Source organism: Hymenobacter seoulensis (assembly GCF_054780535.1).
Window position 1 is genome coordinate 1,350,004 of sequence record NZ_BAAGWD010000002.1, and the last position, 26,247, is coordinate 1,376,250.

The following is a 26,247-nucleotide window of genomic DNA, read 5'->3' on the forward strand; positions in this document are numbered from 1 at the left end:
ACTGGTCAATCGGGGCTAGGAGGATTACTAGGCAACTGAAACTCCAAAAGCTACTGTTCAGGTGCTTGAGGATGTTGTACTGTTGACTTGTACAAAATTGGGCTTATACAGAAGGTGATCAATGAGATTCATATAGAAGCTGTTAGCGAAGTTGCAGCGGTTCAGCTTATCCTGGTTAAGTTGTATATAGAGTTAAGAATAAGGTTGAATTATTGAAATAATTGCATGTAACGGATGTTATAATGATTAATGTGATAATATATGGACATAATAATTGCGAGAATTGTTAAAAAAGTTAAAACCACGGGCAGAGGGTTTAGCGTAGATATGGCGCTGCCACAGGTATAGTAGACTCGGAGTAAACTGCTCTTGCTCCCGATAGTACTCTGCCGATAGATGAGCGCCTGAGCAGAGGAGCCGCATCAGCAGCACGCCAAACTTCTTTCTTACCCTCCCTTCCACAACCTTATGAAGAAACTTTTAGTGGTCTTCGCTTTCGCTAGTGTGTCAGCCGGAAGCGCATTTGGTCAGGCAACCATTGATCCGGCCTTGCAGGCTGCCTTCAAAAACAGCCCCGTAGCGCAGGTTGTCGTAACATTTAAGGGCAACGGAGCGCCATTGCTTTCGCAAATTGGTTTGTTGCGCAGTCTGGGCATAACGCAGGGCATTACATTTCAGGCCGTGCCGGTTGCCGGCGTACTTGCTACCGCAGCCCAGGTAAATGCCCTCGCCAAGAATCCTGAGGTTAAATCACTGTATTTCAATAAAAAGCTAACGTACTACAACTACAACGATACACACCTGACCGGAGTAAAACGCCTGCGGGTAGATCAGGAAATGACGGCCCGCAACAAAGGAATTCCGGTATCGGGACGCGGCATTGGGGTGCTCATTAACGACAGCGGCGTGGATGGTACGCACGAGGACATTAAGTTTGGAACTCACCTAGTACAGAACACGCTTGGTAGCACCAACCTCAATGCCTTGAGCGCGTTGCTGCCCGTAACCTACCTAGAAGGAGTAGCGAATACCGACACCAACTCGGGCCACGGCACGCACTGCGCAGGCACCGTAGGCGGTACCGGCTCCAAGTCGAACGGCAAATACGAGGGCGTAGCTCCCGGGGCATCCTTGCTTGGCTACGGCTCCGGTGGTGCCCTGTTGGTGCTTGATGCCATTGGTGGCTTCGATTACGCGCTTACGCACCAGTACCAGTATAACATTCGGGTGGTAAGCAACTCTTTTGGCTCTAGCGGTGGTTTCGACCCCAACGACCCAATTAACGTGGTGACCAAGAAGGTGTATGACCGCGGTATGGTGGTTGTGTTTGCGGCCGGCAATGAAGGCCCGGGCGCCGATACGCACAACCCTTACGCCATTGCCCCCTGGACCATCTCGGTGGGTGCCGGTGACAAGGATGGAAAACTAGCCGACTTCTCGTCGCGTGGGGTGCGCAATGAGGGAGGCACGTTCTCGGTAGATGGCCAAACCTGGACGTTTAAAAATGAGCCGGTTATTGTAGCACCTGGAGTAGATGTAGTTTCAACGCGGGCCATAGCGCCGGTGTCGTCGTTAGGCACTCAAATGGACGTAGAGCTGCTGCAACCTGCTGAGGTTCCGTTTTATACCCATATGAGCGGTACTTCTATGGCTACGCCGCACGTAGCTGGGGTAGTGGCGCTTATGCTGGAAGCGAACCCAGCGTTGGCACCAGCCCAGGTGAAGCAGCTAATTCAGGAAACGGCTACCAACATGCCCGGCCGCGAAACGTGGGAAGTGGGCTCTGGCTACATCAACGCCTATGCGGCCGTAGACAAAGCCTTTCGAGGCTCTGCCTTTGGCTCGACGGTGAATGCCAGTCGCCGCTTCAACAGCAGCGTGAATTCGCAGAGCACTACTGAAACCTACTCCATCAACTACAACCCGGCGCTGGCGGCCAGCAACCAGACCACCTTTGCGGTGGCATCGGGCACCAACAGCCTGGAGGCTAAAATTATGGCCGGTGGTATTTCGGGGCTGAGCGGTAATGCTCTTAACCTGATTCTGATTGATCCGAATGGCGTGGAGCATCGCTCGGGCATTCCGGCGGCTTTTGCCCTGTACCAGGATCGGAGCGTAGCCGTTGGCTCGCCTGTTGCCGGAACCTGGACGCTTAAGGTAGACGGGTTGAATGGTGTGGCTATTCCGGAAACCGTAACGGCTTCTCTCACCAAACTTACAGTAAGCGGAACCACAGGCCTGCTGGATATTGCAGGGCACCCGGCCGAAGCATCTATTAAAGCTGCCGTAAACAGCCGCCTGATGGATGGCCTGAGCAACGGTTTTAAGCCCGATCAAAACCTGACGCGCTTGCAGCTGGCTGACTACCTCATGATGGGCCAGGGCATCCGGCAACTGCTGCCAACCACGGGCGCCCGCTCTTTCTCCGACGTATCAACTGTTGCCGACATTTTGCTAACGGAATCTGTGGTAGCTAAAGGTGCCGCCCTGCGCGACCGTTTTCATCAGTACAATGGGGTAATGCTACCGAGCGCGCCGGGTACGTTCTCGCCGAGCGGGGTAGTTGATCGGGCGGCGCTGGCCTATTCGTTGGTGCAGGGCCTGGGCTTCCAGCAGAATGCCCTGGAGCGTAATGGCAAGCCCGTAACGGTGCAGGCCGCCGGCAAAACGCTGGTGGTAGAGGATGCCGGTACCATTCCGGCTGGTCTCGAAGGCTACGTGAGTGTTGCCCTGGAACTGGGGCTGATTAACGCCTACTACACCCTAACGCAGGGCCCCAACGACCTGGAGCCTGTGCTGCACGCCACTTTCAAGCCCGCTCAGCGCGTAACCCGGGCCGATTTTGCCGTTATCGTAACGCGCACCTTCACGCAGTGGGAAGCCCTGACGCAGCCGGCTACGCAGGCCCGCGGCACGGCCGCTACTACTGCACCAGCTACTAGCCTGGCTACGCTCAGCAAAGAGGTTGCCGCTTACCCAAACCCGTTCTCGGGCCGCACCACCATCAGCTACAGTCTCCCACAAGAGGGCGCCGTAACGGTGGAAGTGTACAACGTGCTGGGACGTAAAGTGAAAACCCTGGTTGACGGGGCACAGTCGGCGGGTAGCCATCAGGTTGAGTTTGATGGCAGCAGCCTGTCGCGCGGTACGTACCTGTTTAAAGTGAAAACTGGCAACCAAGTGTCTTCGCAGCGCCTAGTATTGCAATAAGCTTCGGTTTGATAGTCACACAAAAAAGCCCCGGCCAGTTGGCCGGGGCTTTTTTAATTCTCTTGAGGCACGGTGCTTTCCACGGCTTGTTTTCGGGGCTGCCGGATGCTCTCTAACGCTACCTGTAAGACACCGGTGCGCACACTCACCTCGGTGATTTTGTTGTTGCGGCGCGTGGGGTTTACGCGGTTGGTGAGCACAATACAGGTCAACTCTTCCTTGGGGTCAACCCAAAAGTAGGTGCCCGTAAAGCCGGTGTGGCCATAGCTGAGCTGCGACACGCTTTTGGCTGAGTTTAGGGCCGGGTTGGTTGCGGGCCTATCGAAGCCTAGGGCGCGGCGGTTATCGGGGCAGAACTGGCATTTGGTGTACTCAGCTACAGTTTCGGGCTTGAAAAGCTGCTGCCCGCCATACTTGCCATTCCAGGCGTAGAGCTGCACCAGTTTTGCTACGTCGTTGGCATTGCCGAACAGGCCCGCGTGGCCCGAGAGGCCCCCAAGCAAAGCAGCACCTTCATCGTGCACCGTGCCGTGCAGCTGGCCGTGACGGAACAGGGAGTCGTACTCGGTGGGCGTAATGCGGCTGCGGGGAAAGCGGCGGGTGGGGTTGTAGCCGAGGGTACTAGCGCCCAGCGGCCGGTAGATTTCGTCCGTCACGAACTGGTCCAGCGACTTGCCCGTGGCCGACTTGATAAAGCGCGGATACATGATAAACGACAAATCGGAGTACACATAGCCCGGCTTCTCGTTCAGCGGCGACTCGGCAATGGCTTTGGTAAGGCGCTCTGGGAAATCTTTGCGGGCCCACAAGTTAGGGCCGGCGGGCAGCGGGAACCGAGCCGAGGAATCGGGGCGGAAGAAGCGGCGGTTTAGCTCCGAAGGTAGGGTAGCAGAAACCTCCTTGGCATCGGGGCTTTTACCCAGTAGCGCGTTAAAAATACCGCGGGGCTTGGTGTAGTCTTTCCAGAATGGTATCCAGGCTTTCAGGCGGGCTTGGTGCGTGAGCACATCGCGCAGCTTCAGGTCCTGCTTGTTGGTGCCTTGGAACTCCGGGAACAGCTGCCCTAGGGTCATGTCGGGCGAAAACTTGCCGGCCTCCTGAAGCTTCATCAGGGCGGGCAGTGCCGCGGTTACTTTCGTTAGAGAAGCCAAATCATAAAGGTCGGTGTTGCGGACAGGGCGGCTGGGCTTGCCAGCCTGGGCTGGTGAGTTCTGGAAAGAGTGCGTGCCGTAGCTTTTGCGCAGCACTACCACCCCGCGCCGGGCAATAACCACCTCGCCCCCAGGAAATGCTCGGGCGGTCACGGCGCCGTTCATAATAGAGTCGACGCGGGCCTCCAGGTTATTGTTCATGCCCACGGCCTCCGGAAAGCTGTAGCGTAGCCGCATGCCACCCTGCGTTGCTAGCCCCGTGCCGTAGCTAAACCGATCAGAAACCGTAACGGGCAATTTTCCGCTAGCCGAAACGCCGCCAAAAATAACTTCGGCGGCTACTTCCTGGGCGTTTCTGCTTTCCTGGTAAGCTAGTACCACGGCATCGGCGCGCTCCAGGTCCCGAACTTTGGCCACGGCATATGCATTGCCAAATACCGTTGCCACCATCCTCTGGCCTTTGCTGCCCAGCTCACGCAGCAGCACATTGGTTTCAGGCGTTACGCCGAAGTTAGTGGCTGGCAGGCGGCCTAGGTTATTGAGGCCCACCAGCACCGTATTGTAGGCTTTCAGCGTCTCGCGCATGCTCGTTAGCTCATCCATGCTCGCGGTGGCCGACAGCCAAAAGTGGCGCACCGGCGCGTAATCAGCCACCATGCGCTGAAAATCGGTGGTGTCTTTGGTGCCGATTGTGAGGGTAGCCAGGCGCAAGGTATCGAGGCGCTGCAGGGGTAGCAGGGTTTTCTGGTTGCGCAGCACCGTCATGCTCAGCTCCGTGAGGTGCTGGCTCAGGTACTGAGCGTGGGGCGTGTTCAGGTCGGCCGTGATGTTCTTGAGTTCAATTGGTCGGTACTTGTTCAGGCCTGCCCATTCCTTGAGGGCTAGTAATTTGCGGCAACGGGCGTCCAGGTCTTCCTGGCTCAGCTCGCCGCGGTTGATGGCCGCGCGCACCATTTGCAGGGCCAGCGGAATATTCTTTGAGAATTCCAGCACATCGTTGCCGGCAATGAGCGCGCGCAGGTCGGCATCACCGGGAGGATACTTGCTGATGACGCCCTTCATGTTCATGGCATCGGTGAAAATGATGCCCTCAAAACCTAGCTTCTGCTTCAGCAAGCCCTGGATGATGGGTTTCGATAGAGTGCTAGGCATGCCGGTGGTGTCAAGGGCCGGAATGTTGAGGTGCGCCACCATCATGCCGCCAATACCGCGCTCCATCAGGCTTTTGAAGGGGAACAGCTCCAGCGTATCGATACGCTTTTTGTCAATGCGGAGGAGGGGCAGGGCCAGGTGCGAGTCGGTGTCGGTGTCGCCGTGGCCGGGAAAATGTTTGGCTACGGCCAGCACGCCTGCATCCTGCATGCCCTTCATGTAGAGGTAGCTTTTCTCGGTTACGTTTTCGCGGTTTTCGCTCCAGCTGCGGTACCCGATGACGGGGTTAGCGGCGTTGTTATTCACATCCACCACCGGCGCGAAATTAACGTGCATGCCCAGCCGCTTAAACTGCGCGGCCACTTCCGTACCCATATCATAGAGCAGCTGGTTTTCCCGGATGCCGCCTAGGCTCATCTGAAACGGAAAGCGTTGCACGCTATCTAGGCGCATGCCCACGCCCCATTCGGCATCCATAGCCACCAGCAGCGGTACTTTGCTTTGGCTTTGGTAGCGGTTCAGGAGCTTACTCTGGCGCACCGGCCCGCCCTGAAAGAAAATCAAGCCGCCAATGCCGTACTGCTGAATCAGGGCCGATACGGAGTCTTCATCAATACGCTTACGGTTGGAGTACGCGGCCACCATAAAGAGCTGGGCCACGCGCTGGTCGGGCGTCAGGGTTTTCATCACCGAGTCAACCCACCGCGACTGAGCAAGCTGCGGTGCAAATGGCACAGGCAGGTTACGGGTTTTTGCAACGGGTGCCGGCTTTTTGGCGGTTGCGGGCTTGGGGGCAGCTAATGCTTTCTTCGGGGCAGTTGGGCGCCGAGATGCTGAAACGGCAGTTTTCTTTTTGGTGGGTAGCTTTTTGCGGCGCTGGGCCGTACCATCGGTGGCGCTTAGCAGCGCTAGTAGCAGCCACAAAAGCGAGAGGAGACGAGGGAAAGACAAAGGAAGTCGCGGCAAGTGAAATGGGTAAGATGCGAATTTAGGTGAAACACGGAGCATAGAACGCATGAGGGCAACGGGTAATCCTCGAAGCGGTTTCGGAAGGAACGTTCTGCTGCGCTGGCCGAAGCATCTCGCTCGTATCGTTGAATTAGCGTTACAGCGTCAGCAGGCAAGATGCTTCGGCGCGTTGACTTCGGAAAACGACCTAGCCTTCGGTTGAGTTTAGTGCCTAGCTATTTACCCAGCTCAATTTCTTCCGTGTAAAACGTCTTGCCTTCATCGCCGCGCAATGAGGCCGTCACGAAAAGCTTGCGACCCTGCTGCCGGAACCGGAACAGCGCGTAATTCAGCTGGTTCACGAGCGGGCTGACGCGGTATTGGTTGGGCTCGGAAGTATTGTGCGTGGCCGTGTGCGTGAGGCCGCTGGAGGTTATTTCGTACACGGGGTACGGCACGCCGGGCACTGGCACCTTGGAAATCTCACCAATATGCCGGTCGCCGCTGATGAGCACGACGCCTTTGGGCCTAGTGGAAGCTAATAACTCCAGAAAGCGCTGCCGGGCCACCGGAAAATTAGCCCACTTCTCAAAACGGTGCTCCTGGGGCAAAAACTGAATACCCGAGGCAATAAGGTGAGCATCGGCATCGGAATTCTGGAGCTGCTCCCGGAGCCACTGCCACTGTGCTTCGCCAAGCACGTCGCCGGTGGGGTTGGGGTGGTATACCAGAGCCGAGTCGCGGAAGAGCTTGTCCTGAAAATACCGGTCATCAAGCAGAAGTACCTTGATTTTCTTGCGGCCTGCTTTGTAGGTGTATGAGGTATAGATGCCTTCTTGTTGGCGGCGCGCACTGCCCGCGGGCTCCTCCAGGAAATCAAGGGCTAGTTGCTGGTTTTGGGCTTTGAAGGGGTAGCTTTTGTCGCCGTCGTTGCGGCCGTAGTCGTGGTCGTCCCAGGTGCCAATTACGGTAGTGCCTTGCTCGCGGAGTGCGCGGTAGCCGGGCTGATTAAACTGGGCCGTGTACTTGGCGCGCAGTACGTTGGGGTCATCAGAGTCGCCGTATATATTGTCGCCCAGCCAGATCCACACGTTAGGCTTCTCCCGGGCAATATCGTCCCAGAGTGGTTGTGGCAAATCGTGGCGGTTGCACGAGCCGAAAGCAATGCGCAGCTCTTTTTTGGTTTGTTGCGCCGCGGCTGGTGGCGAAGTAAGCAGTAGGGTTGCGGCCGCCACTAGCCAGCAAAAGGTCGTTTTCATGGTACAAAGATGCCTTATAGGGCCTTCGGGCTGCGTTAAGGCTAGTAATTACCTGTTGAGTTTGCGCAGAAAGCTGTTTTGCCGCTGTATAACAGCTTCTACTCCTATACAAACAAAAAACCGCTCCCGGAGTGCCAGGAGCGGTTTTCAATCAGAGGTTTAACCAACCCGGGGAGCTAGCTTTTGCTGGCTTCATCGAAGCGGCGGCCTACCTCCGTCCAGTTTACTACGTTCCAGAACGCCTTCACGTAGTCAGGACGTTTGTTCTGGTACTTGAGGTAGTAGGCGTGTTCCCACACATCAAGGCCCAATAGTGGTGTGCCGTGCTGAATGCCGGCCACATCCATCAACGGGTTGTCTTGGTTTGGAGTGGAAGTAATAGCGAGTTTGCCCGCCTTCTTATCGTGAATCAGCCACGCCCAGCCCGAGCCGAAGCGACCGGTAGCGGCCTTGGTAAACTCTTCCGTAAACTTCTCATACGAGCCGAAGTCCTTGGTGATGGCCGTAGCCAACGCGCCGCTGGGCTTGCCGCCACCTTTCGCCGACAGAATCTGCCAGAAGAAAGAGTGGTTCCAGTGCCCGCCGGCGTTGTTGCGGATGGCATCGGGTTGCTTGCTGGCCGAGGCTAGCAACTGCGCCAGGCTCAGCTTTTCTTCGGGCTTGCCTACCACCGCTTCGTTGAGCTTCGATACGTAGGTTTTGTGGTGCGCATCATGATGGATTTCCATCGTTTTGGCATCAATATGGGGCTCCAGCGCATTGAAAGCATAGGGCAGGGCGGGTAGCGTAAATGGGCCATCGGCCATAGGAGTGGCCCGGGCTTCGCGGAGTAGCTTTTCTTCGTGAGCGGCAGCCAGGAGGGCGGGGCTTACAAGGGCACCCACCATGGTAAGCACGCCATTTTTCAGGAAATCTCGCTTCAGCATGACAGTAGGAGAGGAGGAAAAGTGGAAGGACAGATTGCCGGCCAAACGCTGGCGGTATGCCCTAAGGTACATTACTTACCTACATTAAGGCATTCCAGTTGCGTTTGCGGGCTACTTTTGTGCAGGTGGGCACGGTTTTGGGTCGGGCCTGCGTTAGGTAGAAGCGCTCTGCCTGCTTTGTCTTTTCCGCTGCTTATTTCTGTACCGATGCTTGATCTTCTGGCCGTAGCCTCTCCACGACTTTCTTTGAGCCGTTTTCCGCTTGCGTATGTGTTGCTAGCCCTGTTGCTAAGCGTAACCCAGTTCAGCCAAGCCCAGGTGCAACTGCGCGGCACTGTGCGCGACAAAGACACTAAAGAAGCGTTGCCTTTTGCCAGTGTGGCCGTGCCCGGCACTAGCAACGGTACTACCACCAACCTCGAAGGCGAGTTTACCATTACGGTGGCCAAGCTGCCCGTAGTATTATTAGTTTCGGAGTTGAGCCACGTGCGCGACACAGTGCGGGTAACTTCCGGCGCCGATGCCCTAACGGTAGCCTTGGCCCCTGCTACGGTGGTGCTGCCCGAAGTGAAAGTAGGCAGCTATGCCTATCAGCTCGTTGACCGGGCCTACCGCAACCTGCAGCGCAACTACCGCCGCCCCTACTATGGCAAGGCCTTTTACCGCCAGATAACTCGCATCGATAATGCGCCTACGGAGCTGCAGGAAGTAGTCTGGAACGTAAAGTCGAACCCAGCCCGCATTGAGGGGACCACGGTGGCCCAGGGCCGCTATGCCGCGCGCCCGGCTCTCACCAACTTCAGCAACTTCTCTATTTATACCCGCTCCTTTGGCCTCTTTGATCCGCGCCAGGACAGCACTAGATCTCTGGCGCTGCTCAGCCCGAATGTGGAGAAAAACTACCTGCTAGAGCTGGTTGGTATTGTGGGCCAAGACTCAACAGGAGGAGTAGCCGAAATCAAGTTTGAAACCCGCCCTGAACTGACCAAATACCGCTCGCAAGGCACCATTTGGGTGGATATCGACAGCTACCAGGTGATGCGCTACCACATGACGACTCCCAACTTCACGGCGGCTTCCAACAACCCCAAGCAGAAGTACCGCAACCCCAAGCTGGATATTGAAATGACCTTTCAAGATGGTGAAGCGACCATTGCGCCGCTGGAACTCATGAAAGCCAGCCTGACCGCCGAGTTGGTAGAGCCCGGCAAGCCTACCGCTAACATCAACGTGTCGTCGTTTACCTTTTTCTTCGAGCAGGATACCAAGCCTACTGGCATTCGCTATGCCCCCGTGAGTGTGGATGACCGCGACCTGGATGCTATCAAGGCCAAGCCTTACGATCCGGAGTTCTGGGCCAACAACCCAGTCGTAAAACGCACTCCCGCCGAAGACGAAGTAATTGCTGCTTTCGAGCAGAAAGGAGCCTTCGGGACCATGGTGAAGAAAGCCGCTCCCAAAGCCGATGTCCGGATTCGGGACGGCCGGATAGAGTAGCCGACTCAGAAACAGAAAAAGGCCTGCATATGCAGGCCTTTTTCTGTTTTACTAGGTACTTAAGCGGCCGGAACTGCCTAGGGGTTGGTGCTCCACATGCCGGCTTCCTTGATAAAGATGCGGCGGTTGAGCTTCAGCTGCGAAACGATGAACTCGGCTAAGTCCTCGGGCTGCATTACCTTTTCGGGGTTACCATCGGTGAGGTTATTGCCGATGGCCAGCTCCGTAGCCACCGTGCTGGGCGTAAGCGCCGAAACCCGGATGTTTTGCTTGCGCACTTCCTGCATCAACGACTCTGTGAGGCCCAGGATGGCAAACTTAGAGGCACTGTAGGCGCTAGTAGTAGCGGCGCCGCGCTGGCCCGCCGTGGAGGCAATATTGATGATATCGCCGGTTTCGCGCGCAATCATCTGGGGTAGCACGGCCCGGGTGGTATAGTACGTACCCATCAGGTTTACCTGAATAATCTTTTCCCACTCGGCGGGGTCCATGTCTACTAGCTTGGCAAACGTGCCAATGCCGGCGTTATTCATCAGAATATCAAGGCTGCCTAGCGTGCTGAGAGCTTGGTCAACTGCCGCTTCTACGGCCGCCCGGTCGGCTACATCGGCTACCAGCGTAACGGCCTTCACGCCCAAGGCTTCAATTTCCTGCGCTACCTCACGCAGCTGGCTTTCCGTGCGAGCCAGTAGGGCCACGTTCACGCCTTCTTTGGCCAGAGCCAAGGCTATTGCCCGTCCGATACCTTTGCCAGCGCCTGTTATCAGCGCATTTTTACCTGTAAGTGCTTCCATGTTTCAAGTTGTATAACCGAAGTATCGCTGTATAACTCCGAAAAGTGATTTCGGTTATAGCGGTGCTTCCAACTTAATGCTATGGTTAGCACATCAGGCTTTAGATATTTCGTTGAGTAGCCATACCTGCCCTGAAGCTGCTAGGGTGGTATCCTCTTTAAACCAGTTATCAGATGTTATCAGGCCCTACTTACTGTAATTTTTGGGTATATATAAAGATTTTTTTGGCCTATTGCCTGTTGAGGCTATTGTATATTAGTTAAAATATATGTAATAAAAATTATAAAAAATATGTCCAAAAAACGTATAGATAAACAATGGCAGTGAAAAAATAATATATGACGACAGGCAAATAAATGATAATAGTTATATTTATATAAATCAATAAACTGCCTAGGGTCTGTCTGTAGTAGGCATCACAATGTAAGGATAATCGTACAAATGCCCAGTATTGAGCACTACTGTTTGGCATTAAATACGAATCCAATGAAAACGAATATACTCTCTTTTGTCCTGTTTTTGACTGGCACCTTAGGCGGTCTTTCTCAAACTCAGGCCCAGGTCAGGTTTGTCTCGACAAGTGAAGGCAACTGGAACAACCCAGCTATTTGGGAAGTAGATGGCGTGGCCGGCACCCAGCGCTACCCCGGCGATTCCAAAAGCAGCTCCGATGAGATTGTAGTTATTGGGTCGGCGGTGAAGCTAACCCAGAACTACGCCGTAACCGGTAAGGCCGGAATGCTCACCATCACGGAAAACGGTTCGCTTACTGAAGACCAGGCGGGCCGCAAGCTGGACTTTGGCAGCCAGAGCGGCCCCGATCAGCTTCGGCTGGTGACGGACGGACCGCTGACGGTTTCATCGTTGAACTTCTACAAAGCCGACGCCGATATTAATGCTCCGCTAGAAGCGGCCTGCAGCATCATGCTGGCTAACCAATCGACGCTGAACGTGGAAAGCCGCGTGAGCATAGAAGGCAACCTCGTGCTGATGCAGGGTAACAACAGCATCACGAATGAGTCGGGTACGGTAGAGGGCACAGGCGAACTGGCTATTGAGGGCTGCGTGATGACCCGCGGCAACGGGGCCGGCCTGGTAAAAGGCTTGTTTGATGCCGGCCTGAAGGTGTGCATTAAAGGCCAAAGCTCCGACTGTGGCATTGCCGAACTTCAGAACATAGATTGCAACTCCTATGCTCTGGAAGCCATTACGGTAAATGGCTGCGCCGGCCCGCTGCCAGTTCAGCTGGTAAGCTTTGATGGCCGCTTGCAAGGCAACCGTGTGCAACTCAACTGGAGCACCGCCGCCGAGCTACAGTCAGCCAGCTTCACGGTGCAGCGCTCCGCTGATGGCAAGTCGTTTGAGGATGTAGCTACCGTACGCGCCGCTGGCACCAGCACTTCGGTGCGCAACTACACGGCTACGGATGCTAGCCCTCGCCAAGGCGTGAACTACTACCGCCTCCGCCAGACTGACCTCGATGGAACGACGGCTTACTCGCAGGTGGTGCCGGTAGAGGTGAGCAGCGCCCGCCTAGCCCAGCAGGCAATGTCAGTGTACGGTAATCAGTCGGTGATGAACATTGACATGCAGATTGGCGGCGTTTGCCAAAGCATTAGAATTATGGATAACATGGGCCGAGTGCTGCGCACGGAGCAGCTGCCCGCCGGCACTACCGGTGCCTTTAGCCGCCAGGTAACCCTAGGCCAGCAAGCTCCCGGTGGTGTCTATATTGTGCAGGCCTTCACCAGTGAGGGAACCGTAAGCCAGCGGGTACTGCTGCGCAACGAGTAGACACTGCTTCCGGAACCGAATTACAAAAGCCTGACCATCGGAAAGCCTATTTCCGACGGTCAGGCTTTTTGATACTAGGCCCGTATTGCCTTCCAAGTGTTATAAACAGCAAATTCTTGGGGCAGAAGAGCAATGCAAAGGCCGAGCGTGCTTGGGGTTTGGCCGTGGGGCGTTACCTTCCGGCTTCACACCAAACTTTCTCCGGTTAATGAAACGAATTGCCCTGACCGGCCTGCTAGCCGGGGCCCTACTGGCTAGCTGCAACCAGCAAAAAGACTCCAACGCTACCACCGACAACGCTGTCATGACCTTTGAAAAGGTGAAGGACCTGCCTTCCTTGTTTGACGCGTATTGGGAAGAAAACAGCCGGTTGTTTCCGCTGGAGGCCACTGCCCAAGGCGACAACCGATACAACGACCAGCTGCCCAACGACGGCACCCGCCAGTTTCGGGAGCAACTGCGGGCGTTTTACCAGAAGTACCTGACGCGGCTGCAGAAATTCGACCGGTCAGACTTGTCGGCTAATGATAAAATCAGCTACGATATATTCCGCTACGACCTGGAAAACAAGCTGGAAGGCCTTAAGCTGAACACCTGGATGATACCGTACCAGCAGTTTTGGGGCCTCCCGATTAGCATGGGTCAGTATGGCTCCGGGGAAGGTGTGCAGCCCTTCAAAACCGCCAAAGACTACGACAACTGGCTAGGCCGCGTGAAAGGCTTTAGCGTGTGGGCCGATACGGCCATCAGCAACTTTCGGGCGGGCATGAAGGCTGGGGTGGTATTGCCACGGACCTTGGTGGTGAAAATGATTCCGCAAATGCGGGCCATGGAAACCCAGGATCCTACTACCAGCTTGTTCTACGGCCCTATTACCCGCCTGCCCAACGACATATCGGACGCCGACAAAACCCGCCTGACCGCGGCGTACAAACAAGCCATTGCCGAGAACCTGGTGCCCACCTACCGCAAGCTCGCCGACTTCCTGGAGAAGGAATACTTGCCCAAATCCCGGCCTAGTACGGGTATTTCAGCTATTCCGGGCGGGCCTGAAATCTATAAGTATTACGTTAAAACCTGGACGACCACTTCTAAAACCCCCGAGGAAATCTACCAGACGGGCAAAGCGGAAGTAGCGCGCATTCGGGGTGAGATGGAGAAGGTAAAAGCGCAGGTTGGCTTCAAAGGCGACTTGAAAGCCTTCTTCCAAAGCCTGAAAACCGACCCGAAGCTGATGCCTTATAAGAAGCCGGAGGAGGTGCTGGATGCTTTCCGGGCTATTCAGGCCAAGATTGAACCAAACCTGAAGAAGATGTTTGGGCGCACGCCCAAAACGCCGTTCGAGATTCGGCAGACGGAGGCGTTCCGGGCCGCATCCGCTTCGGCGGAATATAACGCGGGCAGCCCCGATGGCTCGCGGCCAGGTGTTTTCTACATCCCGATTGTAGATGCCACTACGTTCAACGTCACGTCGGGCATGGAGTCGTTGTTTTTGCATGAGGCCATTCCAGGCCACCATTACCAGACATCGCTGCAGCAAGAAAACACCGATATGCCGAAATTCCGGCGCTTTGCCTGGTACGGCGCCATGGGCGAAGGGTGGGCACTGTATGCTGAAAGCCTGGGCAAAGAGCTTGGCCTCTACACCGACCCGTACCAGTACATGGGTGCCCTAGGCGACGAAATGCACCGGGCCGTGCGCTTGGTGGTGGATGTAGGCATGCACACCAAAAACATGACTCGTGAGGAGGCCATCAAATACATGATGGCCAACGAAGCCATCAGTGAGGAGGGTGCTACCGCGGAAATTGAGCGCTACATGGCTATTCCGGGCCAGGCACTGAGCTACAAAATTGGGGCCCTGAAAATCCGGGAGCTGCGCCAGAAGTACGAAAAGCAGTTGGGCCCGCACAATGACAAGCTGCGTGAGCAGTATGCCGGCCAGCACCGCGCCCACTTCCGCCTCAGCGACTTCCACGACGAGCTTCTGAAGGATGGCGTGATGCCACTGGATGTGCTGGAGCGCAAAATGGACACTTGGGCCGCCAGCCAGAAATAAGCATGTACTACCCCTTTCCACAACGGCAACCCCTCGGGTTGCCGTTGTGGCATCTGGCGGTTTTGCTTAGGGTTTGATCCAAGCTAGAGGCTAGGGAATAGAGCTGAAGTGGAAGTAGCCTAAGAACAGCATGACGCTCTACGACAAGTTGCCCGATAGACATGCTTAGCTATAAACGGCTGTACTGGCAGGAAGCAGGCGAAAAACGCTTGATCTAAAATATCCGACCATTCCGGAGCAGGGCCCGTTAAAAGAGCAAGACATTCTGAGCTTCATCTAGCGCATTCCTTTTCAACTATGAGCAAACATCTTTGGCAAACCGTTGGCCTTGGCGCCCTCGCCGGCTTCCGGAGCATGACGGCGCCCGCGTTGTTGAGCAGCAATCTGCTCACCTACCGGCCCCAAATACTTAAAGGTTCCCTGTTACGGTATCTGCAAAAGCCTCTGGTGGCCCACGGCCTCAAGCTGATGGCGGCTGGCGAAATGGTAGGCGACAAGCTGCCTCAGACCCCCAACCGCATTGCGGCCCCTATACTTTTGGGCCGGGTGGCTTCCGGGGCACTAGTAGGGGCTACACTCTATAAAATTAACCACGGCAAAACGCTGCACGGCGCATTGCTAGGTAGCGCAGCGGCAGTAGCAGCTACATATCTGAGCTTTTTCCTGCGCCAAAAGGCCGATAAGGTGACGGGCCTGCCCGATGGCATTGTGGGTGGGTTGGAGGACATATTGACCCTAGGCAGCGGTCTGCTGCTTACCAAAGGTACCCACGCCGGCGAACCAGAATCGCGCCGCTGGGCACTGTAAGCAGCTATCAGATTGCCGCCCCATCAAATCAAAAGGCCCTCAGGAAGTATCCTGAGGGCCTTTTTAGTTCGGGTAGCTAAGAAAGCTGAGCGGTTACTGCTCGCGGGTGCTGGCGTTGGCCTCCGAGTTATTAGAGGGAGCAGCAGTAGCCGGCGAGTTAGCGTCTTTCGGGGCGCCTTCCATGGCCGCGTCCACTGACTTTTTCTGATCGACTGGCGAACCGGTACCGATGGGCGTGTAGGCCTCGTCGCCGCCGCTAATGCTGTCGCGGTTGGTGTCCGTTGCGTTTGCCGGCTTTCCCTGTGTAAAGTCCTGGCTGGTTTGCGGGTCTCTTCCGGGAGTGTTGTTATAATCGCAGGCCGTGAGGGCAGAAAGCAGACCGCCGGTTAGCAGTAAAGCAAAAGAGCGTTTCATAGGGGAAAGGTGTAGGTAAGAGAAATCCGAGTGTTAGGTAAGGTTAGTCTCAGCGGCATTCCGGTAAGCAGCTCCACGCACCGGTTGGGCAGGTGTGGCGGCCTAGTACTTGCCCTGTAACTTGGTTTCAGAAACGAGCCTACCTAGTAGCCACTGGAAGGCAACCTAGTTAAGCGGCTAAAACCGTGCTCTAGGCAAACGTGCACAGCGCGGCTGCGGTTGCGTTGGAGCTTGTTTGTGCTGGGAGGCGGCCTACCTTTGGATATGTCTGTTTCTGCCCTGATGAACTGGAGCGGTGGCAAAGATTCGGCCCTGGCCCTTTACCACGCCCTCCGCCTTCCTAATCTTTCCGTTACCAATTTACTCACCAGCGTAAACGCGCACTATGGTCGGGTGTCGATGCATGGCGTGCGAATAGCGTTGCTGGAAGAGCAGGCTCAGCGCATTGGGCTACCCCTCACGCTGCTGGAGCTGCCCGAAATGCCCGATATGGCAATCTATGAGCAGCGCCTGCAAGCTACCCTAGCCCCATTGCTGGCCCAAGGTGTGCAGCAATCCATCTTTGGGGATATTCACCTCGAGGATTTGCGCCAGTACCGCGAGCAGCAATTAGCCAGTATAGGCATGCAGGCCGCATTCCCACTCTGGCAGCGCCCCAACGCCGATATACTGCGCGAGTATCTTGATCTGGGCTTTCAAGCCGTAGTGGTGTGCGTGAATGAGAAGTTCCTCGACCAAAGCTTCTGCGGCCGCCTGCTCGATGAGCAGTTTCTGCGCGACTTGCCACCCGGCGTTGACTCCTGCGGAGAAAACGGCGAGTACCATACCTTCGTTTTTGATGCGCCATACTTCAGCAGCCCCATTCCCTTTGAGCGTGGGGAGCTAGTACGCCGCACCTACCAAGCGCCCGCCAGCAGCCCAGCCGCCGAGCAAACAACAGACAGCCCTTTCGATACCGGCTTTTGGTACTGCGACTTGCTGCCTCACTCGTGATGCGGTTTACTTGTTTTCTGAGCTAGTGTCGTCTTCCGCCTCTGCGTCAGTGGCTTCATCCGCGGTAGCCGGGGCCTCAGGTGCGCAGGAGCAGAGCACTTCTTTGGTAGGGCGCACGGTTCGGTAGTCAGGTTGCGTCACCTCTTTCATGTACACCACATCCAGCTGGCGCAGGCGCGGGTGGCTGGGGTCTTCTTCCCAAATGCGGCGCAGGTAGTTGCAGTAGTAGGGGCGCATATAGCCGTTCGAAACAAACAGGTAGTTCTCAGCATACTTGCGCCACCTATCATTTTTGAACAGCGACACTACCGACGCGGGCTTTTGGTAGCTGGTCGGCGCACCGTTGCGGTTCAGGTCGAGGTGCCGGCCATCTTCGGTGGTGCCATCCAGAATGTACCAGCCATCGTCTTTGAAAACGGTAGGCGCGAACATGCCCCAGTGCTGATCGACGCGCACTAGGTAGCCTAGCCACCGCAACGGCTGCTGCATGGTCCAGCGTGGGCTCACAATGCTGTCGAGGTTCCACCAGCACACGTACAGCAGCACACCTACCACTAGCCCGTCGCGCAGGGCCCGGAGCAAGCGCCGCAGCCCTGAAGAAACTTCCACGGCCGTTTGTAGCTGGATGGTAGTAGTGCCGCGCCACAAGGCCACTTTCGCCCAGATGGGGGCTAGCCGTGCTACCAGCCGCTGCACCGGAGGCACCAGCCGTTGCTCCAGCCAGTTCATGCTCGCCGCCGGCCACAGCCCCATCACCGACACGATATTGATCAGGAAAAACAACCCTACAAACAGCGTGAGGCTGATACCAATATGGAAGCCGATGATAACGCCGATGAACACCCAGCGCCACCACGGCACCCGAAACGGGATAAACAGCGCGAACGGAATCAGGAGCTCGGTGTAGAAGGAGGCAAAGGTTAGGAAGCGCAGCAGCTCGGGGTACGGATAAATCAGGCGCCCGCCGGGCATCAAAATCTGGTCGAGGCTCAGGGCGTAGTAGAGAGCAGTGCCGTCAATGCGCCATTCGGGGCCACTTTTCAGCATGGCAGCGCACCAATACACCAACGCCAGCTGCACCATATAGGCCACCGTGGCCGCACTGAAATAGGAATAGCTGCTGGGAGCGGGCCGGGAGCGGGCATCAAGGGAGTACACGCGCCCCCAAGGCAAAAAGAACCCCCAAAACAGCAGCATCCGTAGCAAATCGTCGCCGCCCTGCAGAATCATTTGGTTGCGGTTTTGCACTGATATTAGCATGAGCCAGGACAGGAACGTGGCGAGGCGCGCGTGGTAGCCCAGCAGCAAGGCCACAGCCACGACCGCCTGCACCAGAAACAGCACGGCCTGCACCTGCCACAACCCACTGCTGTTGTGCAACGAAAACTGGTACGGGTTCCAGCTGTACTGAAACAGCACGTGCAGGGGCATCACGCCCATATTGGAGTAGTGTGCCTCCAGATCAGTGGCCCGAATGCCGATGTCGAGCAGCAGAATGGCAGCCACGCAAGCCCGCAGTAAGGCCAGCGCCCGCAAGTCAAGTACGAAAGGGCGGCGAAGCAACGCCAGTAAGTGCAGCATACCTAGCAGGGGTAGCAGGAATAGGTATCGGAAAGAGGCAAGGTTTCTTGGCTGGAGTGGCCTAGTTAGCGTTGTGTTTCGGCGCCAGCCAACTCCCTGCTACTCGGTATCGGATACAGTAAGAACGTAGATTTTTTCATTGCCAGACCGAATAAGTGTGCCTTGAGGTAAAATTTTTGCCTTTCCATACGCAAGTCCTGCCATTTTTGCTGAACGCATCCGGCGCATATCCGGCTGGCTACCTACTAGGTCGGCTAGGCGCCTCAACCTCTGATGTCGCTACGGTTGAGGTGCTGCAAGAGCAAGCGGCCGGAAATGGCTACTAAACATTGGCCTTAGGCGGAGGGTTTGGCCTTAAAAGTACCCTAGCCGCACCAGCTTACGTAGGAAGCGGTTCTTACTCCCTCTGCTTATGCCTGCTACCATACTTTTCGATGGCGTCTGTAATCTGTGCAATGGCTTTGTGCAGTTTGTGCTCCGGCACGACCCGGAAGAGTATTTTCGCTTTAGCTCCCTACAGTCGGAGGCCGCGGCCGCTTTGCTGGCAGCCCACGGCAGCGCCCCGGTGCTGGAGCCGGAAACGGTGATGCTCATTGAGAACGGCAAGGTGTACACGCATTCAGAGGCAGCCTTGCGCATCTTGCGCCGCTTGAGCGGGCCGTGGTCGTGGCTGTATGCCTGCATGGTGGTGCCGCGGGTGTTGCGCGATGCCGTGTACCGCATCGTGGCCCGCAACCGCTACCGGTGGTTTGGCCGCCAAGATGCCTGCTGGCTGCCAACGCCGGAGCTGGCCGCCCGCTTTCTGTAACTTTCCACCTCCAGATTTCCACCCTACTTATCTACTATATGCAAGCACTCGTGCTCGAAGGAATTGGCCAGAAAGCGGCCCTGCAGCAGGTTCCCACCCCACAGCCCGGCCCTGGCCAGGTACAGGTGCAGCTGCACGCCGCCGCCCTCAACCACCGCGACGTCTGGATTCAGAAGGGCCAGTACGCTGGCCTGAAGTTCCCCATTATTCTGGGCTCCGATGGGGCAGGCGTAGTATCGGCGGTGGGGGAAGGGGTAGAAGCCGGCCTGCTGCACCAGGAAGTGCTGATCAACCCAGGCCAGCAGTGGGGCAACAACCCCAATGCCCAGGGCCGCGACTTCCAGATACTAGGGCTGCCGCAGGACGGAACCTTCGCTGAGTTTGTATGCGTGCCCGCCCAATACGTGCATAAAAAGCCCGCGCATCTGAGTTTTGAGCAAGCCGCGGCGCTGCCTTTGGGCGGCGTTACGGCGTACCGGGCGGCTTTCACGCGCGCCAACCTGCAGCCCGGCGAGCGGGTGCTGATAAGCGGGGTAGGTGGCGGCGTAGCGCTGCTGGCCCTCCAGATGGCCGTAGCCATTGGCGCTGAGGTGTGGGTGACATCCAGCTCGGAGGAAAAAATTGCCAAAGCTGTAGAGCTAGGCGCCAAAGGCGGCATCAGCTACAAAACGGAAAAGTGGCCCGCTACGCTTACCAAGCAGGCTGGCGGAGGCTTTGATGTACTAATTGACAGCGCCGCCGGCCCCGGTTTCAACGACCTGGTGGACGCGGCTGTACCCGGAGGGCGCATTGTGTTCTACGGCGCTACGCAGGGCGACATTCCAGACATGGCCGCCCGAAAAATTTTCTGGAAGCAGCTGTCGGTGCTCGGCTCCACGATGGGAACCGAGGCCGATTTCAATGCCATGGTGGCCTTTGTTGAGCAGCGTAAACTTGTGCCCGTGATTGACGAAGTTTTTCCGCTGGCTGATGCTGAACAGGCGCTACGCCGCATGGACGACGGCCTGCAGTTTGGTAAGCTTGTTTTGTCTGTAAAGGGCTGATAATCAATGGTGATAATATCGGTAAAATAGTAAAAAAAGCCGCTGATTTCGGAATGAAAAGAGGCCTCGTTCTGTTACATTACCGACAACTGATACTAGCCCTACTGCCTGATGAAAACGCCTGCTGAATACCTGAATTGCCCCGTTTTTGAGCTGACTTACCCTACCGGCGAAGCTGCTGAATCAGTACCGGTAGTAGCGTATAACGATGCCGTAAATGCCGTGGAAGCTGCCTTGGCCGACGCGGAGAAATACAAATACTTGCTGATGCGGGCGCTACGTCGTTCCGCTGCTCAAAACCAGACCGCGTATCCGGCTATGGCCATGCTGCCACTAGCTGAGGAAACCCCTGAAACCCAAGTGTGGCCGTTGTATCCCGATATGGCCGCGTAATACTGATAGACAATGGCTTACAAGAAAGCCGCCCCTGATCAGGGGCGGCTTTCTTGCTTTTAATCGGTTGGAATGAAGGCCGAGTACCAGTGAGGTTACTGGATTGCGCGCATTCGGGAGCCTAGCTCCTGGGCTAGTGCTGCTACCTGCATCCGTAGTTCAGGTACGGCCGTCGACTCGAAGAAAGCAGGGCGCCTGCTAGGCCCTAGGGTAAACAAAAGTGGTGAGGCTGCTCCGGTGGCATTCAGCAAAGCGCCGTGTTCATCCGTCTGGATGCCCAACCGCAAGGTATCGGGCTGCAGATGGCCGCTTTCGCGCAGGCTTATTACGGCCGGGTTGGCAGTGCGGCTGTAGTCCAGCAAAGGTCCTGTGCAGGTGATGACGTGCTGAGCGCTTAGGCGGCGCTCCGGCGCACTGCCCGATTGGATAACGACAGAAAAGCCGGACTCTGTTACCTCAATGTGTTGAACGCGCCCTTTTTCCTGGTGTAAGAGGCCTTCATGAAACATTTGCTGCACAGTAGCGGCACTCTGGGGCGGGCACCGGTGCCGTATCACCGACCAGAACCCCGCCAGATGCCGAAGAAAACGGTCCTGCTCTACCAAAGGCCAGGCTGCCCATATGTGGCCCAGATCAGGGCGCATAGAGTCAATAACGGCCCGCCAGTCGAGGCCCTGTTCCTTGGCTGTTTGCACGTGGCGGCGCACTACCCGCACTACCTCGCCTACACTGCCCAGGCCAGCCAGCTCCGAGGCATAAAAACTCGGGTAAGCGCCCGTTGGTTTCGTGTGCTCTCTCGGCCACCGGCCATGGCCCGAAACCACTGTAATGGTTCCTTGGTGACCATCGGCCCGGAGGCCCATCAGCATATCAACGGCAGTCAGGCCCGTACCAATTATCAGGACGGTGTCATCGGTTCTGATGGTTTCAAGTGCGCCCGGAGCCCAGGGGTTGCCGTGGTAGTTAGGGTGGGTGAGGTAACTTAAATCGGAGCGGGTGGGGGGCAGGGGCGGAAAGTTGCCCAAGGCCAGCACCACATAGTCGCTTATAATTTCCTCATTATTAGAAAGGCGCACCGTAGCCGAAGTGCCATCAGCCGCTACCCGCACCGACTTGGCCACGTAATTGTGCCAGTGGCACCGGATGCCATTTGGCGAGGGCCACTGCAACACCTGCCCGATGAGTTGCTGCAGATACCGGCCGTAGGTTTGGCGCGAGCAGAACTCGCTGGGGCACTGCGGCTGGTTGGTGGCGCGCAGCCAGTTGATAAAGTGGTCTGGCTGATCAGGAAATGCACTTAAATTCTGGCTCCGGACGTTCAACAGGTACTCGGCGCGGCGAGCCGTGTACGCAGTGCCGGGCCCAGGCACCAAGCGCGGCTCTACTAGGTGTACATCACAGGCAAAGGGCCGGCTACCCGCCAGGCGGGCCAACTGCACTGCCAGCATGGATCCGCAGAAGCCGCCGCCCAGAATCGTTATGGTTTTTCGTTGCACCAGCCTGCGGGTAGAATAGAAATGGGGAGGAGAAGTAAGCTGTAAGTACGCCAGATAAAGCTAATTCTGCCAGATTTTATTCTTATGCTCTGTTTTCGGCTTTGGCCCTCTGGAACACCGGTTGGTTGCAGCCAGAAAAGACGCCTTGCTCCGGCAAAAGCAGAACAAGGCGTTGTAATTCTAGGGCTTGCTAGGGTCCGGAAGGGCATCAAACCTCCCTGAGCCAACTTTAATAATAGAGGTTAGGCACTAAGTAGTTGCGCACGTAATCGGTAATCCCGTCTTCCAGCTTCGTAAAAGGCCGGTCGTAGCCGATGGCGCGCAGCTTGCTCATGTCGGCCTCCGTGAAGTACTGATAGGTGTCGCGGATATCCTCGGGCGTGTCGCGGAAGTGAATGTCGGCGGTGCGGTCGAGGGCCGCGAAGGTGCTCAGGGTAAGGTCGAGGAAAGTGCGCGCCTCGCCGGTTCCCAGGTTGTAAATACCGGAGTTGCGGCGGGTCTGCATCAGGAAAAAGCACACTTCCACTACGTCCTTCACGTACACAAAGTCGCGTTGCTGCTCGCCATCAGCATAGTCGGGGTTGTGCGAGCGGAACAAGGTCATGGAGCCCGTTTCCTGAATCTGGCGGAAGGCGTGCAAAATCACCGAGGCCATACGGCCCTTGTGGTATTCATTGGGGCCGTAGACGTTGAAAAACTTTAGCCCAGCCCAGAAAAACGGCTTTTCCGGCTGCTGCACAGCCCAGTTATCGAAGTCGTTTTTGGAGTCGCCGTAGGGGTTTAGCGGCCGGAGCAGGGGTAGCAGGGCATCATCATCGGAGTAGCCCAGCGTGCCGGAGCCGTAGGTGGCGGCTGAAGACGCATATACCAGTGGCAATTGGTAGCGGCAGCAGGCCTGCCACATTTGCTTGGAGTACTCCAGGTTCAGCACATTCAGTACGTCTCGGTTCTGCTCCGTGGTATCGGTGCGGGCACCCAGGTGGAAAATAAACTCCACCTGCTCGTGATTGGCCTCAAGCCAGGTGAAAAACTCTTCCCGGTCCACGTATTCGCGCAGGTGCTTGCCCTTTAGGTTGGCTAGCTTACGCTCCGAGGTGAAGTTATCAACCACCACGATATCGTTAAAATTGGCGGCATTAAGGCGGGTAACAAGACAGCTGGCAATAAAGCCGGCAGCTCCGGTGACGACGATCATAGGGCAGAAAGTTTGAATCAAAGGTAAAGCACTCCGGCGGCTGATTGCGTGCGGCGGCTGGTTTTTATACGCGGGGCCAGCTTAAATGCAAGGTTCAGGTTGCAGTAAGAACAGTTGCCGGCCGGTGTTGGTCTAGTAGCTGGGCGTTGAAATCTAGTGGACTGCGCATATTAATACGTGGGGTGGCGCGTATGGCTACCCGCCGCGCTTTACCTTTGATGCCATGCTTCGTTTGCTTTCTTTCTGCTCCCAAGCGCTGGTTTTGGCCGTGCTGGCGCCGCTGGTAGCCTGCCAGCCCGATAAGGCGACATCGACTACTAGCCCTACGGCGTCCGCCACCTCTCCCCAGCAGCTTCAGGATGACTTAGGCCGCCCGCTCACGATACCGGCCAACCCTCGGCGCATTATGGCCCTGGCCGCTTCTATGACGGAAATGCTGTACGCCGTAGCCGACACCAGCACCATCATCGGGCGCACCGAGCATTGCGATTTTCCCGCCGCAGTAGTCTCTAAGCCCGTTGTTACTACCTACCCCCTCGACTTTGAACGCCTGGTAGCGCTGCACCCCGATGTTATTTTTACTACCGATGGCATCACGTCCTTGGCTGATGCGGCGCGACTCCAAGAGCTGGGCATTCCGGTGTATTATCAGCGCTATAACACCGTAGAGGACTTATTTCAGGGCCTCCAAACCCTGGGGTGGATTCTGGGCCGCAAGCCACAGGCCCAGCGGGTGGTGGACTCGTTGCGCACGGAGCTAACCCACGTTACTAGCCCCAAACCAGCCGGCAGGGCGCCGCGCGTGCTGGCCATTACCTGGCACGACCCCATTTATGTGTACGGCCAGAATACGCTGTTTACGGATAAAATTAAGCTAGCTGGCGGCCAAAATGCCGTGCAGGAAAAGTTTGCGCAACCCTACCCAGCGCTCAGCCGCGAGTATATACTCAAGCTCAACCCGGATATTCTGATTGGAGGCCGATTTGGCAAGATGGATAGCACATTTTTCAAGCTCTACCCCGAGCTCAAGCGCATCCGGGCCTATCAAACCCGGCAGGTCTATGACGTGACAGATAACCTCATGTCGAGGCCCACGCCGCGGGTAGTACAGGCCGTGCGGGAATTGCGGGCATTGGTGGAAGGGGCGCAACCCGCTGCACAATGAACCGCCCGGCTTGGCCCTGGTTGCTAGCTAGTGGACTCCTGATGGTGGCCTTGCTAGCCGTGGGCCTGCGCATTGGCAGCTACCAAACCGATTACGACCTCATCCTGAAGGCCCTGCTGCAGTATGATTCCCGTGACCCCGCCCAAGTAGTGCTGGTAGAGCTCCGCCTGCCCCGGCTTCTCTTGGCCCTGGTGGCGGGCGCGGGCCTGGCCGTGAGTGGCTACCTCATGCAGGCCATGGTCAACAACCCTCTCGCTGATCCTTACCTGCTCGGTACTGCCTCCGGCGGCGCGCTGGGTGCCATTCTGGTTTTTGCCTATGTGCCGGCGCTTACGGTAGCGGGCATCTATGCGCCGCCGCTGGCAGCACTGGTGGGCGCGTTGGGCGCTACACTGATGGTAGTGGTGCTAGGCAGCCGAAGAGGACGAATTCTGCCAACACAGCTGCTGCTGGCTGGGGTAGCAGTGGGCTCGTTGGCTACTGCATTAGGCGGTTTGCTCACCTACCTGGCTGCTACCGAGGAAAAACTTCGCTCTATTTCGTTCTGGTCTATGGGCGGATTTGAAAAAGCGAGCTGGACTGTACTGCCGTATCCGGCCGGGGCCTTGCTGCTCGGGATGGGGGTAGTAAGCCTGCGCCGCAACGATCTGAATTTGCTGCTCCTAGGCGAGGAGCGTGCCACCGCCCTAGGCCTCGACGTAGCCCAAACCCGCTGGTTTCTGCTGCTCACGGCCTCTCTGCTGACGGGTTGTGTAGTGGCGTTATGCGGGCCCGTGGGATTTGTAGGGCTAGTGGTGCCGCACATCACGCGCTGGGTACTAGGCACCGTCGGGCGCGGAAACCTGCTGTTCTGTGCCCTGCTTGGCGGCAACTTCCTGCTGTTCTGCGACCTGCTGGCCCGCGTGCTGTATCCGCCGGCTGGCCTGCCGGTCGGCCTCATCACGGCCCTGTTTGGCGTACCGTTCTTCGTATATTTGCTGCGAAAACAAGGGTCTTAGGTTTTCAAAACCCCGAAGTCAACCAAACCGGGCGCCTTCCGGCTTGTTCGATAGCACTGTATCTGAACCCTGGTTTCGTCCGGCGTAGTTCGCCTCCAAGCATTCACGACGCCAAGACCCCTAGTCCTTTAGTCTTTAGAAAATGGTTTACATCAGCCGACAGGAACACTTCAACGCGGCACACAAGCTCTACAATCCCACCTGGAGTGAGGAGCGCAACCGCGAAGTCTTCGGCCCCTGCGCCAACGCCAACTGGCATGGCCACAACTACGACCTCATTGTGACGGTGAAAGGCAAGCCCGACCCCGAAACGGGCTTTGTCATCGACCTAAAGCAACTCAGCACGGTTATTCGTACCCACGTGGTGGATCAGGTAGATCATAAAAACCTGAACCTCGATGTGCCCTTCATGCTCGGTCAATTGGCCAGCACCGAAAACCTAGTTATTGCCTTCTGGAACATTTTGAAGCCGGAAATTGAGGGCATCTCCACGGCGAAGCTGCACAGCATCAAACTCTACGAAACGCCTCGCAACTTCGTAGAATACTTCGGCGAGGAGTAGGT

The 26,247-nt window shown here is 56.6% G+C and carries 20 protein-coding genes; 12 read left to right on the forward strand and 8 right to left on the reverse strand.

Translation table 11 applies throughout. From position 1 onward, the window contains the following. Positions 1-468 precede the first annotated feature (468 nt). The gene (locus ACYVHC_RS13570; RefSeq protein ID WP_460614271.1) at positions 469-3,210 is read left to right on the forward strand and encodes a S8/S53 family peptidase; all 2,742 of its coding nucleotides are present in this window, start codon (positions 469-471) and stop codon (positions 3,208-3,210) included. A gap of 53 nt (positions 3,211-3,263) precedes the next feature. Here the strand turns inward: ACYVHC_RS13570 and ACYVHC_RS13575 are convergent, their stop codons facing one another. The 3 genes from ACYVHC_RS13575 to ACYVHC_RS13585 all read right to left on the reverse strand — a co-directional run bounded on the left by ACYVHC_RS13575 (position 3,264) and on the right by ACYVHC_RS13585 (position 8,646). Continuing rightward, on the reverse strand, positions 3,264-6,464 hold the full coding sequence (locus tag ACYVHC_RS13575; RefSeq protein WP_460614272.1) for a glycoside hydrolase family 3 N-terminal domain-containing protein: 3,201 nt from the start codon (positions 6,462-6,464) through the stop codon (positions 3,264-3,266). A gap of 233 nt (positions 6,465-6,697) precedes the next feature. After that, positions 6,698-7,720, reverse strand: coding sequence for an alkaline phosphatase D family protein (locus ACYVHC_RS13580; RefSeq protein WP_460614273.1), 1,023 nt, complete (start codon positions 7,718-7,720; stop codon positions 6,698-6,700). Positions 7,721-7,896: 176 nt separating this feature from the next. After that, positions 7,897-8,646 carry a superoxide dismutase gene (locus tag ACYVHC_RS13585; RefSeq protein ID WP_460614274.1) on the reverse strand — a complete coding sequence of 250 codons (750 nt, stop codon included), beginning with the start codon at positions 8,644-8,646 and terminating at the stop codon, positions 7,897-7,899. Positions 8,647-8,853: 207 nt separating this feature from the next. On the opposite strand from ACYVHC_RS13585, the gene ACYVHC_RS13590 reads away from it, so the two are divergent. Beyond that, positions 8,854-10,143 carry a carboxypeptidase-like regulatory domain-containing protein gene (locus ACYVHC_RS13590; RefSeq protein ID WP_460614275.1) on the forward strand — a complete coding sequence of 430 codons (1,290 nt, stop codon included), beginning with the start codon at positions 8,854-8,856 and terminating at the stop codon, positions 10,141-10,143. Between the two features lie 77 nt (positions 10,144-10,220). On the opposite strand, the gene ACYVHC_RS13595 is transcribed toward ACYVHC_RS13590, so the two are convergent. Beyond that, a complete protein-coding gene (locus ACYVHC_RS13595) occupies positions 10,221-10,937 on the reverse strand; it encodes an SDR family oxidoreductase (protein ID WP_460614276.1) in 717 nt (238 codons plus the stop codon). 486 nt (positions 10,938-11,423) lie between these two features. Between ACYVHC_RS13595 and ACYVHC_RS13600 the strand changes: the two genes are divergently transcribed. From ACYVHC_RS13600 to ACYVHC_RS13610, 3 genes are all read left to right on the forward strand, one after another. Continuing rightward, the gene (locus tag ACYVHC_RS13600) at positions 11,424-12,731 is read left to right on the forward strand and encodes a hypothetical protein (RefSeq protein WP_460614277.1); all 1,308 of its coding nucleotides are present in this window, start codon (positions 11,424-11,426) and stop codon (positions 12,729-12,731) included. Positions 12,732-12,939: 208 nt separating this feature from the next. Next, the gene (locus ACYVHC_RS13605; RefSeq protein ID WP_460614278.1) at positions 12,940-14,790 is read left to right on the forward strand and encodes a DUF885 domain-containing protein; all 1,851 of its coding nucleotides are present in this window, start codon (positions 12,940-12,942) and stop codon (positions 14,788-14,790) included. Between the two features lie 297 nt (positions 14,791-15,087). Further along, positions 15,088-15,597 carry a DUF4126 family protein gene (locus ACYVHC_RS13610; RefSeq protein WP_460614279.1) on the forward strand — a complete coding sequence of 170 codons (510 nt, stop codon included), beginning with the start codon at positions 15,088-15,090 and terminating at the stop codon, positions 15,595-15,597. A 93-nt stretch (positions 15,598-15,690) separates the two neighbouring features. Here the strand turns inward: ACYVHC_RS13610 and ACYVHC_RS13615 are convergent, their stop codons facing one another. Next, positions 15,691-16,011 (reverse strand): hypothetical protein, encoded by a 321-nt coding sequence (locus ACYVHC_RS13615; RefSeq protein WP_460614280.1) that lies wholly within the window; start codon positions 16,009-16,011, stop codon positions 15,691-15,693. 264 nt (positions 16,012-16,275) lie between these two features. Between ACYVHC_RS13615 and ACYVHC_RS13620 the strand changes: the two genes are divergently transcribed. Further along, the gene (locus ACYVHC_RS13620) at positions 16,276-17,004 is read left to right on the forward strand and encodes a Dph6-related ATP pyrophosphatase (protein WP_460614281.1); all 729 of its coding nucleotides are present in this window, start codon (positions 16,276-16,278) and stop codon (positions 17,002-17,004) included. A gap of 6 nt (positions 17,005-17,010) precedes the next feature. Here the strand turns inward: ACYVHC_RS13620 and ACYVHC_RS13625 are convergent, their stop codons facing one another. Then, positions 17,011-18,585, reverse strand: a complete 1,575-nt coding sequence (locus tag ACYVHC_RS13625) for a hypothetical protein (RefSeq protein ID WP_460614282.1) — start codon at positions 18,583-18,585, stop codon at positions 17,011-17,013. 412 nt (positions 18,586-18,997) lie between these two features. On the opposite strand from ACYVHC_RS13625, the gene ACYVHC_RS13630 reads away from it, so the two are divergent. From ACYVHC_RS13630 to ACYVHC_RS13640, 3 genes are all read left to right on the forward strand, one after another. Further along, entirely contained in the window at positions 18,998-19,393 is a 396-nt protein-coding gene (locus tag ACYVHC_RS13630) for a thiol-disulfide oxidoreductase DCC family protein (protein WP_460614283.1), read from the forward strand. A 38-nt stretch (positions 19,394-19,431) separates the two neighbouring features. Beyond that, a complete protein-coding gene (locus ACYVHC_RS13635; RefSeq protein ID WP_460614284.1) occupies positions 19,432-20,436 on the forward strand; it encodes an MDR/zinc-dependent alcohol dehydrogenase-like family protein in 1,005 nt (334 codons plus the stop codon). 111 nt (positions 20,437-20,547) lie between these two features. Continuing rightward, positions 20,548-20,829: a hypothetical protein gene (locus ACYVHC_RS13640; protein ID WP_460614285.1), complete on the forward strand. Its 282-nt coding sequence runs from the start codon at positions 20,548-20,550 to the stop codon at positions 20,827-20,829. Between the two features lie 95 nt (positions 20,830-20,924). Here the strand turns inward: ACYVHC_RS13640 and ACYVHC_RS13645 are convergent, their stop codons facing one another. Continuing rightward, the gene (locus ACYVHC_RS13645; RefSeq protein ID WP_460614286.1) at positions 20,925-22,325 is read right to left on the reverse strand and encodes an FAD/NAD(P)-binding protein; all 1,401 of its coding nucleotides are present in this window, start codon (positions 22,323-22,325) and stop codon (positions 20,925-20,927) included. Between the two features lie 229 nt (positions 22,326-22,554). Next, positions 22,555-23,520, reverse strand: coding sequence for an ADP-glyceromanno-heptose 6-epimerase (gene rfaD, locus ACYVHC_RS13650; protein WP_460614287.1), 966 nt, complete (start codon positions 23,518-23,520; stop codon positions 22,555-22,557). Between the two features lie 223 nt (positions 23,521-23,743). Here rfaD and ACYVHC_RS13655 point away from each other — a divergent pair, with 223 nt between their 5' ends. The 3 genes from ACYVHC_RS13655 to ACYVHC_RS13665 all read left to right on the forward strand — a co-directional run bounded on the left by ACYVHC_RS13655 (position 23,744) and on the right by ACYVHC_RS13665 (position 26,245). Continuing rightward, complete coding sequence (locus ACYVHC_RS13655; RefSeq protein WP_460614288.1) at positions 23,744-24,685, forward strand: ABC transporter substrate-binding protein; 942 nt, start codon at positions 23,744-23,746, stop codon at positions 24,683-24,685. Next, the gene (locus ACYVHC_RS13660; RefSeq protein ID WP_460614289.1) at positions 24,682-25,683 is read left to right on the forward strand and encodes a FecCD family ABC transporter permease; all 1,002 of its coding nucleotides are present in this window, start codon (positions 24,682-24,684) and stop codon (positions 25,681-25,683) included. Before ACYVHC_RS13655 ends, ACYVHC_RS13660 begins: the two co-directional genes overlap by 4 nt. A 142-nt stretch (positions 25,684-25,825) precedes the next feature. Then, positions 25,826-26,245 (forward strand): 6-pyruvoyl trahydropterin synthase family protein, encoded by a 420-nt coding sequence (locus ACYVHC_RS13665; RefSeq protein WP_460614291.1) that lies wholly within the window; start codon positions 25,826-25,828, stop codon positions 26,243-26,245. The last annotated feature ends 2 nt before the right edge of the window (positions 26,246-26,247 follow it).